Source organism: Enterococcus sp. 1001283B150225_161107_E12 (assembly GCF_015556925.1).
Classification (GTDB): Bacteria; Bacillota; Bacilli; order Lactobacillales; family Enterococcaceae; genus Enterococcus_B; species Enterococcus_B mundtii.
In genome coordinates this window covers 12,168-24,853 of sequence record NZ_JADNNI010000009.1, presented here as the reverse complement: position 1 = coordinate 24,853, position 12,686 = coordinate 12,168, and the positions used below count along the sequence as shown (strand labels likewise).

At 37.9% G+C, this 12,686-nt stretch carries 13 protein-coding genes; 9 read left to right on the top strand and 4 right to left on the bottom strand.

Annotation, left to right across the window (positions count from 1 at the left end; translation table 11 throughout):
• On the bottom strand, window positions 1-1,158 hold the full coding sequence (locus tag I2F89_RS08525) for an AI-2E family transporter (RefSeq protein ID WP_142433738.1): 1,158 nt from the start codon (window positions 1,156-1,158) through the stop codon (window positions 1-3).
• Window positions 1,158-1,520 carry a PTS glucitol/sorbitol transporter subunit IIA gene (locus tag I2F89_RS08520; RefSeq protein WP_195514199.1) on the bottom strand — a complete coding sequence of 121 codons (363 nt, stop codon included), beginning with the start codon at window positions 1,518-1,520 and terminating at the stop codon, window positions 1,158-1,160. Before I2F89_RS08520 ends, I2F89_RS08525 begins: the two co-directional genes overlap by 1 nt.
• Window positions 1,521-1,656: 136 nt before the next feature.
• Between I2F89_RS08520 and I2F89_RS08515 the strand changes: the two genes are divergently transcribed.
• The 3 genes from I2F89_RS08515 to I2F89_RS08505 all read left to right on the top strand — a co-directional run bounded on the left by I2F89_RS08515 (window position 1,657) and on the right by I2F89_RS08505 (window position 3,521).
• Entirely contained in the window at window positions 1,657-2,676 is a 1,020-nt protein-coding gene (locus I2F89_RS08515; RefSeq protein ID WP_071867846.1) for a lactonase family protein, read from the top strand.
• 11 nt (window positions 2,677-2,687) lie between these two features.
• Window positions 2,688-2,849 (top strand): hypothetical protein, encoded by a 162-nt coding sequence (locus tag I2F89_RS08510; protein ID WP_019724465.1) that lies wholly within the window; start codon window positions 2,688-2,690, stop codon window positions 2,847-2,849.
• Between the two features lie 375 nt (window positions 2,850-3,224).
• Complete coding sequence (locus I2F89_RS08505; RefSeq protein WP_104871513.1) at window positions 3,225-3,521, top strand: bacteriocin immunity protein; 297 nt, start codon at window positions 3,225-3,227, stop codon at window positions 3,519-3,521.
• A gap of 132 nt (window positions 3,522-3,653) precedes the next feature.
• On the opposite strand, the gene I2F89_RS08500 is transcribed toward I2F89_RS08505, so the two are convergent.
• A complete protein-coding gene (locus tag I2F89_RS08500; RefSeq protein ID WP_034686954.1) occupies window positions 3,654-4,274 on the bottom strand; it encodes an NAD(P)H-dependent oxidoreductase in 621 nt (206 codons plus the stop codon).
• 117 nt (window positions 4,275-4,391) lie between these two features.
• On the bottom strand, window positions 4,392-4,700 hold the full coding sequence (locus tag I2F89_RS08495; RefSeq protein ID WP_074799396.1) for a rhodanese-like domain-containing protein: 309 nt from the start codon (window positions 4,698-4,700) through the stop codon (window positions 4,392-4,394).
• 194 nt (window positions 4,701-4,894) lie between these two features.
• Between I2F89_RS08495 and I2F89_RS08490 the strand changes: the two genes are divergently transcribed.
• The 6 genes from I2F89_RS08490 (at window position 4,895) to manA (ending at window position 12,468) form a co-directional block, all read left to right on the top strand.
• Window positions 4,895-5,539, top strand: coding sequence for a TetR/AcrR family transcriptional regulator (locus tag I2F89_RS08490; RefSeq protein ID WP_071867849.1), 645 nt, complete (start codon window positions 4,895-4,897; stop codon window positions 5,537-5,539).
• A gap of 15 nt (window positions 5,540-5,554) precedes the next feature.
• Window positions 5,555-7,282 (top strand): ABC transporter ATP-binding protein, encoded by a 1,728-nt coding sequence (locus tag I2F89_RS08485; RefSeq protein WP_071867850.1) that lies wholly within the window; start codon window positions 5,555-5,557, stop codon window positions 7,280-7,282.
• Window positions 7,279-9,156, top strand: coding sequence for an ABC transporter ATP-binding protein (locus I2F89_RS08480; protein ID WP_086335140.1), 1,878 nt, complete (start codon window positions 7,279-7,281; stop codon window positions 9,154-9,156). The genes I2F89_RS08485 and I2F89_RS08480 overlap by 4 nt, the downstream gene beginning before the upstream one ends.
• 244 nt (window positions 9,157-9,400) lie before the next feature.
• Window positions 9,401-10,255, top strand: a complete 855-nt coding sequence (locus I2F89_RS08475) for a VOC family protein (RefSeq protein WP_195514198.1) — start codon at window positions 9,401-9,403, stop codon at window positions 10,253-10,255.
• A 194-nt stretch (window positions 10,256-10,449) separates the two neighbouring features.
• Entirely contained in the window at window positions 10,450-11,469 is a 1,020-nt protein-coding gene (locus I2F89_RS08470) for a serine hydrolase domain-containing protein (protein WP_074799400.1), read from the top strand.
• Between the two features lie 45 nt (window positions 11,470-11,514).
• Complete coding sequence (gene manA / locus I2F89_RS08465; RefSeq protein ID WP_195514197.1) at window positions 11,515-12,468, top strand: mannose-6-phosphate isomerase, class I; 954 nt, start codon at window positions 11,515-11,517, stop codon at window positions 12,466-12,468.
• The last annotated feature ends 218 nt before the right edge of the window (window positions 12,469-12,686 follow it).

Sequence of the window (12,686 nt, the reverse complement as noted above, 5' to 3'; positions counted from 1 at the left end):
TTATTCTTGTTGCTTTTCTTCATAAAGAGAAGAAATCGTAGTGTACCATTCAAAAATGTGAGAAATCAATACTTTCGCTGCGGCATAGACAGGTATCCCTAAAATCACACCGACCACACCAAATAATTTTCCAGATGTTAATAGGACAAGTAAAATCGTCACTGGATGGATCGACAACTGATTGCCAAGTACAAGTGGCGAGATCAAACGGCCTTCGATGGTTTGCTCTAAGGCGAAAACGATCAATACTTTGACCAACATGATTGGTCCTGCAACGATGGCTAAAAATACCGCAGGGATCATCGCTAAAAATGAGCCTAAGTAAGGGATCAAGTTCAAGAAACCGGCAATGATTCCTAAAGTGACAGCATAATCTAACCCGATGATTGCAAATCCGATCATGAACATCACCGCAACTGCGAAAGCCACAGTCAACTGTCCACGAATATAAGAAGAGACTTGGTTGTTCATCTCACCTAAGACTTTTAACGTAGGCACTCTCATACGAGTGGGTAAGAACTTGACCAAATAAGGTGCTAATTGTTTTCCATCTTTCAACAGATAAAACAAAATAAACGGCATCGTCAATACGGCAACAACGATCGTAGCTACAGCGCCAACAAAACTACCTAAGCTTTGAACGGTGCTTTTCGATAGATTTTGTAAAATATCGCCAGCAGAATTCATAAATTGATCGCCTGTATTTTCCAGTTGCTCTCTGAATTGACTGAATAGTGGATCACGAAAAATCTCGGTTAACTTGTCATCGATGGTCTCAACGTATTGTGGAAAATTGCTGACAAAGCTGACGGTTTGTTCTTGGATTTTCGGAATGATCACTACACTTCCCCAGACGATCAAAGCGACTACAAGTATAAATAAACCGATGATGCTGTAGAGCCTTGGAATCTTTTTCTTTTCAAAATAATCGACGACAGGATTCATCAGGTAATATAAGATACCTGATAGAATGATCGGTAAACCAACGATTGCTAGAAACTGCCAAATTGGTTCAAAAAGATAAGAAACTTTTGTAAACAAAAAAACGATCAGTAAGACCAAAAGAACGACTAATAAAGCCGTGACTACTTGATTATTCAAAAACCAACGCCAAAACCATGAAACAGGTTTGATTTTTCTCTTTTTATCCTCTTCCATTAGTTCACCTGCTTATAATCGATGGTCGTGCCAACAGCGATTTCTGGTAGTTGATAGGGGGACAAATAGATTCCATTGACGATTCTGTCACCTGCTGGTGGTTCTTCAAAAACTAGAGTCACATGACCAACCGTTGTTAAGTTTTCATTGGCCAAAGGACCAACATGTTCGATAGTATATTCTTGATGATCAAAAGAAATTTGATCACCTTGATTAAGTGAAAAATTCTCTTTTGTACTAAATTCTTGAATGATCGTATAGTCACGCAACGCGGATGTTGCCGACTGATCGAATAAAATCAGCATAGGTTCCTCTGAATTGATTGCTGAGGTGCCAATTTCTGATATCGTTGCTTGAGTCATCTCATTTCTCTCCTTTACTCCTAAAAAATCAATGATTCTATGGTTACAAAAACAGTATAACATATTCTCTTTGATTAACGTCATGAATGGATGTATGATAGAATAAATTAGAATTCTTAATTTGAGGAGGATCAAAATGATAAAAAAAATCATTCTAGGAACATATACAAGACGAAAAAGTGAAGGGATTTATCAAATCGAATTAGATACAGATAAAGGAACTTTAGAGAATCTAACATTAGTTGCTAAAGAAAATAGCCCAACGTATGTGGCAAAAAGTCAGGCAGGCAATCTGTATTCAGTAACCAGTGTTGATGGCTTAGGTGGGGTAGCTGCATATGATGATTCTTACAATTTTTTGAATGCGGTAACAGAAGCAGGCGCACCTTTGTGTTACGTGACAGTCGATGAGCAACGCCAACTGGTTTATGGAGCAAATTATCATAAAGGGGAAGTCAATGTTTACCGTATCACTGAAGACGGTAGTTTAGAGGCGACAGACGCAGTCTTTCACCAAGAACCGACTGGTCCACACAAAAACCAAGATCATGCCCATGTCCATTACACAGACTTAACACCTGACCAACGATTAGCGGTCTGTGATTTAGGAACTGATCGTGTGTACACATATGATGTAGATGAAAATGGTAAGTTAGCTTTAAAAGCTGTATTAGAAGTAGAGCCAGGAACCGGCCCACGTCATTTAGTTTTTCATCCTAATAATCAATTCGCCTATTTGTTTGGTGAGTTAGACAGTACAGTTCGTGTTCTTTCCTATGATAAAACAACAGGCGAATTCAAAGAAGTACAAAAAATCAGTACATTGCCTGAAGGATTCACCGAAGAAAATGGTGGTGCCGCCATCCGTATTTCAAACGATGGACGTTTTGTCTACGCATCAAATCGGGGACATAATTCGATTGCTGTATTTGCTGTGAATGAAGAAGGTTCACATGTAGAACACGTACAAACAATTTCAACTGAAGGAGATTTCCCAAGAGATTTCGCCTTAGATCCAGAAAATGATTACGTGGTATCTGCCAACCAGAATACGGATAATCTTACCTTGTATAAACGTGATGCTACAACTGGAGAATTGACATTGATCCAAAAAGACATCTATGCACCTGAGTGTGTCTGTGTTTACTTTGATTAAGGAGTAGTGACATGAATAAAGAAGAAGTGTTAGACCGTTTACGTGAAGAATTAGAGATTCCGTTTTTTCAAGGAAAAATCGAAGACAAAGAGTATAGTGAAGAAGAATACCAAAAGATCAAAAATGATTTGATCCAGTATTTTGATGACTATGTTCGTAATGTTGAAAATTAAAGAAGGAAATATAGCCTAGAGTAAAATGATTTCTATCTTATCTTGAACCAACACGCTAGCATGCCAAAGCTGTTTAGTGGGATAAAAATGGGGGACGTATGAAAGAGTTGAAAATGATTTTTAGTGCGTTTCTTTTGTCGCTACTTTTAAACTGGGGCTTATCCTATCTATTAAATCGTCCATTCAAATGGTGGATTACTTTAGGTATGTTCATAGGATTCTCCATTGCTTATTTAGTTGGTTCAAGAAAGAGTTCAAAAAACAAATAGATGTTTTTTGAACTCTTTCTTTTATTAACATCTGATTTCAACCAAAGTTTATTTTGCGTAAGACTATAGTAATATTCCTTGAAATTAAGAGAAGGAGCAACAGTAAATGAGTCATCTAAGATGGTTTTCTGGTGGAAACGATCGACGTAATAGAGCAGAAACAATCATTAATGAATTGATAGCTGATTTAGCGTTAGACCTTGGAAATGAATCTCTTAGAGAGGTTTTACAAGCTTATCTAGAAAAATTACAAAATGATGGAGCATCAGTGCCGTTCATTCTAAGCCGTATGAATTTAGATATATCCAATGCATTGAAAAAAGCTGGTGTATCTCTCAACGAGCATCAATCCGAAAAGCTACATGAACTGATGGCTATTTCTAGTATTAGATATGGTTATTAATTACTTTAAGCGTCGCCGAACAGCCACTTTACAACAAATAAAAAAGGATTTCACGAACATTCGCAATGAATGTTTAGTGAAATCCTTTTTTCTTTTCTCAATATTTTTAGAGAAATGTTTATCTAATAGTGACTAGAAGTCTTTACCAAATGCAGTTGCTTTATCTAAAGCAGCTTGCATCAATTCTTCTGCACGATCAGGTGTATAGTCGATCCCTTCGATAAATAATTGGTCGACTTGTTCAATACCGACAAAATTCAAGATTGCTTTTACATATTGAGAAGCAAAATCTTGACCATTGTAGATTCCGCCGTTTGATTGGATGTGTAGTGCTTTCTTACCAGTAACTAAGCCAACAGGACCGTTTTCAGTATACTTGAAAGTTTTACCAGCAACATTGACAGTATCAAACCAAGCTTTTAATTTTGTAGGAATGTTCAAATTCCATAAAGCATTGGCAATAACGATTTTATCTGCTGCTAGGAATTGCTCTGTCAATTCGTTGAAACGAGCAATTTTTTGTTGTTGGTTTTCAGATAGACTAGAGAAATCTGCACCTGCACGAAGCGCTTCCCATCCAGAAAGCAATTCTTCATCAATTTCTGGGATATCATCACGATAAAGGTCTAAAACAGTTACCTCGTCGTTTGGATGATTTTCTTTGTAGCTAGTTAAAAAACTAGTTAATGCGTTAACTGAACGTGATTCTTGTGCAGTTAATGGATGTCCTTTGATTACTAATACTGATGCCATAATCTCTCTCCTTTAGTCGTAATTGTTAACTTTACTGCTAACAATACCAGTTTACTTGAAACAGAAAAGGCTATCAAGTATTTTTACTGATAAAAAGTAAGTTATTTTCCAGTAAGATCAAAGAGAACTAGTTAATTCACGATTTTCAAATAGTTTCATGTTGTCAACGACATAAGTCGCTTGCAGACCATTTTCTATTAGATAACTAGTAACTTCTTGTGCTAAATGATTCGCTGCCCCAACAATATAATACTGTTTTTTTGTATCCAGATTATTTAATTGAGCGGATAAACTGGCAATAGGAATGGATATTGAATGACTTAAATGTTTTTTTATATACTCGTTCGTTTTACGGACATCTAAAATCACTATATCCTTTTTTTGATAGACGAAATAGAGTTCGTGGACGGTGATTGATTTGTTCATGGCATTCTTCCTTTTTATATAATGATCCTATTTTAGATGCATAGAATAGTAGAAACAAATCTTTTTACTCGATTTATTCTTTTTTTAATAATTATGAAAAAAGAATGTAAATGACTTGCAAAACATTCATATGGTGTTATAATGACAAGGTGTCATATGACAGTGTGTCATTTTTATGTGGGGAGGAATCAGCGATGCCGACACAGACTTTTTTTCATCTACCTGAAGAAAAACAGCAAAGACTATTAGAAGCTGCCAGGGTCGAATTTTCAAGAGTACCATTGAATGAAGCTTCGATTGCTCAGATCGTGAAACTTGCGGGGATCTCTAGAGGTAGTTTTTATCAATATTTTGAAGATAAAGAAGATCTTTATTTTTATTATTTTGAAACCGTTCGTAGTGATAGTACAAAAAATATGATCCAACTAATCAAAGAATCGAACGGAGACTTATTTATCGGTTTTGAACTTTATTTTGGGAAAATGATTCGAGATATTCTAGAAGGTGAAAATGCTGCGTTTTACAAACATCTTTTTATGCACATGGATTACCGTGCCTCACGAAAAGTCGTGCCGCATCCACAAGGACATCGTCCATCACCACATAAAAATCATAAAAAAGCGTCCAAAGAGTTGATTGGTTTGATTGATCGTTCCAATCTTAGAGTAAAAGATGACCATGAAATGGAATTATTGTTTCAGTTAGTCATGAGTACACTATTTACAACGATTGCTCATGCCTATAAATCATTTTCAACCTCTGAGGAGTATTCTGTTGAACAAGCCATTGCAGAATTCAATCTAAAACTGTCATGGATAAAAAATGGCGCTTATAAATAGAAAGAAGGGGAACGAATGCTAAAAATTGTCAAACGAATTTCATTGACCTCAGCAATCGCTGCAACGGTTTTTATGATTATTCAAGTGTTAGCAGATCTTTATTTGCCAACGTTAACATCTAATATTATTGACAAAGGCGTAGCAAAAGGTGACGTCGACTATATTTGGCAGACGGGATTTGTCATGATCGGATTTTCTTTGATCAGTATTTTAGCCGCCATTGCCAATACGTTTTTTGCTACACGAGAATCTCAAAAGTTAGGAAAACAATTACGAACAGAAGTCTATCAAAAAGCCGAAAATTTGACGAAAGACAAATTCGACAAGTACGGAACAGCTTCATTGATCACTCGTACAACGAATGATGTGACGCAGATCCAATTGGTGATGCAAATGTTTTTACGGATGATGATCAATGCGCCGATCACTCTTGTTGGGGCAAGTATCCTTGCTTATCAAAAGGACCATCAACTGACAAGGATTTTCTTAGTCGTGATTCCTGTCATGATCATTTTGATCGGTGGTATCATGTATTTTGCTGTTCCGCTATTCAAGAGTATGCAAAAGAAAACGGACCGCTTAAACCTTGTTTTTCGTGAAGGATTAACCGGTGTACGTGTCATTCGAGCATTTGACAAAACACGTTTTGAGGAAAATCGTTTTGATTTAGCGAATAAGGATTATACAAATACGGCAATCAAAGTCAACACGATCGTTGCATTAATGATGCCAATGATGACGTTGATCATGAGTGGGACGAACGTAGCGATCACATGGTTTGGTGGGCACTACATAGCGGATATGACCTTAGAGGTCGGAAATCTGATTGCTTTCATGACTTATGCGATGCAAATTTTGATTAGTTTCATGATGTTATCAGCGATCTTTATCATGGTTCCTCGTGCCCAAGCTTCGGCTGATCGGATCAATGAAGTACTTGAAGAAGACGCAGGTATCGTTGACCCAGAACAACCAGAAACGGTTGCTTTAGCTGGAAAAGACGCAAGTTTGTCATTCAAACAGGTGAATTACCGTTACCACGGTGCAGAAAAACTAGCGTTGGAAGATATCAACTTTGAAGCGTCATCCGGCGATATCGTAGCTATCATTGGTGGTACTGGTTCAGGAAAAACGACTTTAGTGAATCTGATCCCACGTTTGTATGATATTGAATCGGGTGAGATCGCGATCAATGGAACGAGCATCACTGATATGACGCAATATAATTTGCGTGAATTGATGGGATTTGTTCCCCAAAAAGCTGTCCTTTTTTCTGGAACGATTCGTGAGAATATGCAATATGGGAAAGAAGACGCAACAGATGAGATGATTTGGAAAGCATTAGAGATCGCCCAAGCAAAAGACTTTGTCTCTGAAATGGAAGATGGTTTAGATAGTCATGTCGAACAAGGTGGCGGAAATTTCTCTGGTGGACAAAGACAGCGATTAGCTATTGCGCGTGCCTTAGTAAAAGAAGCCGACATCTATGTCTTTGATGATTCATTCTCAGCACTAGACTTCAAAACAGATGCGAAACTCCGTCAAGCATTAAAAGAAAATATGACAGAAAGTATCACCGTTTTAGTGGCGCAACGAGTAAGTACCGTCATGGATGCAGATACGATCTTAGTATTAGATGAAGGAAAACTTGTTGGAAAAGGAACGCATAAAGAATTACTAGCAACAAATGAAACATACAAAGAAATCGTCAACTCACAATTGAGAGAGGAGGATTTAGCATGAGTAAAGGAAACAATCGACCTCCTCAAGGGCCAATGGGTGGGGGACCAGGACGTAACATTGGTGCTAAAGGAGAAAAACCAAAAAACTTTTGGGGCACTGTTCGCCGGTTATTCGGCTATATGTCTAAGCGTTTAGTAGCGATCATTGCTGTATTTGTCTTAGCGATTGCAGCTGTCGTCTTCCAAATCCAGACACCAAAAGTATTAGGGAAAGCAACCACAGAAATTTTTAACGGTGTGATGCTTGGCGCAAGACAAATGCAAGAAGGGCAACAAGTCACTAAATTCCCAATCGATTTTGACAAAATTGGTCAAATCATTGCGACAGTGATTGTTATGTACTTGATTTCTGCCGTGTTCAACTTCTTGCAACAGTTCATTATGACTCGCGTGTCGCAACGTACGGTATATGAGTTAAGACATGATTTAGAGACAAAAATGAATCGTGTGCCGATCTCTTATTATGATACACATACGAATGGGGATATCATGTCTCGAGCAATCAACGACATGGATAATATCGCCAGCACGTTACAACAAAACTTGACTCAATTTGTCACAAGTGCGGTCACACTGATTGGGGTCATCGTTATGATGCTATCCATCAGCTGGCAACTGACATTAGTGGCGTTGTTGATGATTCCATTGAGCTTGATCATCGTGATGATCATTGCACCGAAATCACAAGTTTTCTTTGCGGATCAACAAAAGAGTTTAGGATTATTGAACAACCAAGTCGAAGAAACCTATGCTGGACATACGATCGTCCAAACGTTCAACCATACAGCAAAAGACCAAGCAGTTTTTGAGATTGAAAACCAAAATTTATATGCCTCTGGTTGGAAAGCACAGTTTATTTCTGCAATCATCATGCCATTGATGAACTTCGTCAAAAATCTAGGGTACGTCTTTGTGGCTGTACTTGGTGGGATCAAAGTAGCCAATGGGAATATGGCATTAGGGGATGTGCAAGCATTCTTACAATATACGACGCAATTTTCTCAACCGATCACACAATTGGCAAGCTTGATGAATACGATCCAATCAACAGTCGCTTCGGCTGAACGTGTCTTTGAAGTCTTAGACGAAGAAGAGATGACCAATGAAAAATCTGGTTTACCAGTCGAAGAAAATACACCTTACAAAGTTCGTTTCGAAAATGTGCAGTTTGGTTATACGCCGAATCATTTATTGATGAAAGATTTCAATTTGGATGTGAAGCCAGGTGAAATGGTCGCTATTGTCGGTCCGACTGGGGCTGGTAAAACGACTTTGATCAATCTATTGGAACGTTTTTATGATGTTTCAGGCGGAAGCATTCGGTATGACGGTGTCGATACGAGAGATGTTTCTCGTGATGTATTACGTGCGCAATTTTCAATGGTACTCCAAGATACATGGTTATTTACTGGAACGATCTATGACAATATCAAGTATGGAAATGATGATGCAACGGATGAACAAGTGATCGAAGCTGCGAAAGCTGCCCATGTCGATGAATTTGTCCGCAAATTACCTGACGGTTATGATACGATCTTAAATGAAGATGCAAGCAATATCTCACAAGGTCAACGTCAATTGATTACGATTGCCCGAGCATTCTTAGCAAATCCAGATGTCTTGATCTTGGATGAAGCAACCTCAAGTGTCGATACTCGTACGGAGATTTTGATTCAAAAAGCGATGAACCGTTTATTGAAAAATCGTACAAGTTTTGTAGTTGCGCATCGCTTATCAACGATTCGTGATGCGGATAATATTATCGTGATGAACCAAGGATCGATCGTTGAAACAGGAAACCATGATACGCTCATGGAAAAAGATGGGTTCTATGCTGATCTGTATAATAGTCAGTTTACAGAAGAAGCTTCATAATAAGATAAAATAAGTTATAATAATCTTTATAGGATTATGGGAAAGCGGCGTTTAAAAAGATAAAAAAGTTTTATCAAAGATTCGCCGCTTTTCTTACATATTGAATGATTTTCCCTTCCCATTCTGATAATTAGCTAAAAAATAAGACAATCTAAGAATTAATTCAACAAAAACTAAGATATTGCTTGAAAGAAAAGAGAAGCATCGTTAAAATAAAGCTTAACGTAGAGGGGAGCAAGAAATTATGAAAGTTTTTGATTTGGGGTCTACTACTTATTTGAAAAGTATTGCGATACGTGTAAAAGACCGTGATAAAATGATCGAGTTTTATAGAGACACGATCGGTTTCGATTTAAAGAGAGAAGAAAATGAATTAGCGATTTTCGGTACAGTAGAAAATGACAGCGAGATGTTATTATTAGAGGAAAGTCCACGAGCAAATGATCACTTTGGGGAAATCAAAAAGCTCAACCGCTTTTCTTTGATCATTCCAACATTAGAAGAAATGGCAGATATGCTGTATCGCATTCGCCAAACGAATCAAACGATCGAAGAAGCACTGGAAAGTGATGGCAGAATCGGTATTTTAATGAAAGATCCTGAAGGCAATATGTTAGAGATCTATCATGAAGAGACTCACACTTCACAACAACAAGCGGCGGAACAGTTAGACCAAGAAGCGCTATTAAGACAATCAAATGAACGCTTTAAGAAATTGTCTGCTGGTACTTATTTCCAAAAAATCCACCTAAATGTACTAGATATGGAAAAGGAACGAGAATTTTTATCAGAGCTTTTAGGTCTGACTGTGCATAAAGAGGAAGAGAAAGAATTTATCTTGAATAAAGGTGATTTTCATGTAGGACTGACTCAAGCTGAGAGTCCAGTGATTGCCTTACCGACTGATGAAATCTTAGGATTAGACTTTTTGAAATTTGTTGTTGATCCAGAAAGTATGCAACGTCTGATTGCACATTTGAACACAGAAACGATCGATTTTTACATTGACAAAAAACAAAAAGTTTTGACTTTGTATGATGCAATTGGCATCGAATGGTGGTTCGTGGATGAAACAAAAGCAACTAATATTATCCAATGAACAGTGGCTAGGATCAGTCGATTGCTCGACCGTTGGAAAAAGCAGGAAAAGTTCAGCTGATGCTGAAAGTTTCCTGCTTTTTTATGTCAGCCACTAAATACTGGGATAAATGAGAAAAACAATTGATTCTTATGGAAGAAAGAATTATGCTTGGGGAGCAAACAAGCATATCCATAGATGAATAAGGAGAAACTATGTACGCTAAAACGAAAGAATATATACTAAAAAAAATGAATGAGGGATATTATCCAGGGGTCGTTGCTGCTTTTATGAAAGAGGATCAGATTGAAAAAGTGATCGCAGGTGATGCGCAGATCATTCCTACAATCAGACCAATGACCGAAGATTTGCTCTTTGATGCAGCCTCCCTGACAAAAGTAATTGCAACGACAAGCCTTGTCTTGCGATTGATCGAAGACGGGAAAGTTGAATTAGATGAACCTTTGCATACGTACTTGCCGACTTTTGAGAATCAAACGATCACGATTCGCCACTTATTGACACATACCTCAGACATCCAGACATTTATTCCTGATCGAGATCATCTATCACAAACAGAATTGATTGAAGCTTATTTGAAACTTCAACCAGGCGATCAATTAGGAATCGAAGTTCGCTATACGGATGCAGGCACGATTCTTTTAGGATTGATGTTAGAGGAGATTTTCCAGGAAGAGGCGGTCGAGCTTTTTGAAGAGCAAGTACTAGCACCGTTAGGAATGATGAATAGCTTATTCTTACCACGTCCTTCAGAACGGATCGTTCCGACTGAACAACTTCCTTCTGGTGAGGTGATCCATGGCTTGACACATGATCCAAAAGCACGAGTGTTAGCAGAACATGCAGGTAATGCTGGTCTATTTATTGATCTTGCGGATTGTGAGAAGTTTGTCCGGATGTATCTGCAATACGGAAAGTTAGATTCTGGTCATTTTTTGGAAGAGGCAACCATCCGTTCCTTATTGGCTGATCATACGCCAACTGGTAAAGGTGGTCGCTCACTCGGATGGGATTTAAAACAAGATAAAAAGGATGGGCACCCATTACTATTCCATACAGGCTATACAGGGACATTTCTATTGATCGACCCAATCGATCAAGAAGCGTTCATCTTTCTATCCAATCGCCTGCATCCAAACGATCATCGTGAAGAATATCTAAAATGTCGGGATGAAATCATTGAAATTTATTTACAAGAGAAAGCGTTACACTGAAAATAATGCTATAATAGCAATTGAAAATTGAGAGGAGTTTGACGTATGCAAGAACCATTATTTTTAAAACCTGTTTTTCAAGAAAAAATCTGGGGAGGCAGTCGCTTACGTAGTGTTTTTGGCTTTGATATCCCAAATGATAAAATTGGGGAAGATTGGGCGATCAGTGCGCATCCTCATGGCGTGAGTGTCGTTGAAAATGGCCCATTCAAAGGCTGGAAACTAGATGATCTATGGAAAGAACATAAGGAATTATTCGGCCATCCAACAGAACCAGTTTTTCCGCTATTGATCAAAATCTTAGATGCAGAAGATGATCTATCTGTCCAAGTTCATCCGGATGATGCTTATGGTATGGCACATGAAGGAGAACTAGGAAAAACAGAATGCTGGTACATCATTGATGCCGAACCAGGGGCAGAGATCATCTATGGTCATCATGCAAAAACACGTGAAGAGTTAGCCGAAATGATCAAAGATAGTCGCTGGGATGATTTATTGAAAAAAGTTCCTGTCAAAAAAGGTGATTTTTTCTACGTACCAAGTGGAACGATCCATGCAATCGGTAAAGGGATCATGATTTTAGAAACACAACAAAGTTCAGACACGACTTATCGTGTTTATGATTATGATCGCAAAGACGATCAAGGAAACACTCGGGAATTACACATCCAACAATCGGTCGACGTAACAACAGTACCAGCAAAAGCTCCTGAATTACAGATCAAAGAGATCCGTCAAGGAAACTCTTCGATCGTCACTTACGTAGAAACAGAATTTTTCAACGTCTACGAATGGGACATCAAAGGAATCACATCCTTTAAAAAACAAGCACCGTATACATTGATGACAGTTATTGATGGTGCGGGAGAATTGGTGATAGACAACCAAACATACCCATTAGAAAAAGGAACAAGTGCGATCTTACCAAGCGATATCACGGAGTGGAAAGTTCAAGGAGAACTTTCGATCATCGCTTCTGAGCCAGGAAAAAAATAATAAGATAAAACTGTCGTTGCTAGGTTCAGCGACAACAATAAAGCGTACCAACCGAAAATGGACTTCCTATTTTTGGTTGGTGCTTTTTTTTTAGATCAGTGATTGGCTATCATTGATCTAGTGATATAAGAACAAAGAAGGTACAAATTACAGTTAGTTTTATAGTTGAAAAGTTGCTTGTTGAAATCACTTACAAAATATGTTATATTCTTCTCGTA

Excerpts from the sequence above, each read along its gene's own strand:
- I2F89_RS08525 (WP_142433738.1), bottom strand. The coding sequence starts at position 1,158 with ATGGAAGAGGATAAAAAGAGAAAAATCAAACCTGTTTCATGGTTTTGG.
- I2F89_RS08520 (WP_195514199.1), bottom strand. The coding sequence starts at position 1,520 with ATGACTCAAGCAACGATATCAGAAATTGGCACCTCAGCAATCAATTCA.
- I2F89_RS08515 (WP_071867846.1), top strand. The coding sequence starts at position 1,657 with ATGATAAAAAAAATCATTCTAGGAACATATACAAGACGAAAAAGTGAA.
- I2F89_RS08510 (WP_019724465.1), top strand. The coding sequence starts at position 2,688 with ATGAATAAAGAAGAAGTGTTAGACCGTTTACGTGAAGAATTAGAGATT.
- I2F89_RS08505 (WP_104871513.1), top strand. The coding sequence starts at position 3,225 with ATGAGTCATCTAAGATGGTTTTCTGGTGGAAACGATCGACGTAATAGA.
- I2F89_RS08500 (WP_034686954.1), bottom strand. The coding sequence starts at position 4,274 with ATGGCATCAGTATTAGTAATCAAAGGACATCCATTAACTGCACAAGAA.
- I2F89_RS08495 (WP_074799396.1), bottom strand. The coding sequence starts at position 4,700 with ATGAACAAATCAATCACCGTCCACGAACTCTATTTCGTCTATCAAAAA.
- I2F89_RS08490 (WP_071867849.1), top strand. The coding sequence starts at position 4,895 with ATGCCGACACAGACTTTTTTTCATCTACCTGAAGAAAAACAGCAAAGA.
- I2F89_RS08485 (WP_071867850.1), top strand. The coding sequence starts at position 5,555 with ATGCTAAAAATTGTCAAACGAATTTCATTGACCTCAGCAATCGCTGCA.
- I2F89_RS08480 (WP_086335140.1), top strand. The coding sequence starts at position 7,279 with ATGAGTAAAGGAAACAATCGACCTCCTCAAGGGCCAATGGGTGGGGGA.
- I2F89_RS08475 (WP_195514198.1), top strand. The coding sequence starts at position 9,401 with ATGAAAGTTTTTGATTTGGGGTCTACTACTTATTTGAAAAGTATTGCG.
- I2F89_RS08470 (WP_074799400.1), top strand. The coding sequence starts at position 10,450 with ATGTACGCTAAAACGAAAGAATATATACTAAAAAAAATGAATGAGGGA.
- manA (WP_195514197.1), top strand. The coding sequence starts at position 11,515 with ATGCAAGAACCATTATTTTTAAAACCTGTTTTTCAAGAAAAAATCTGG.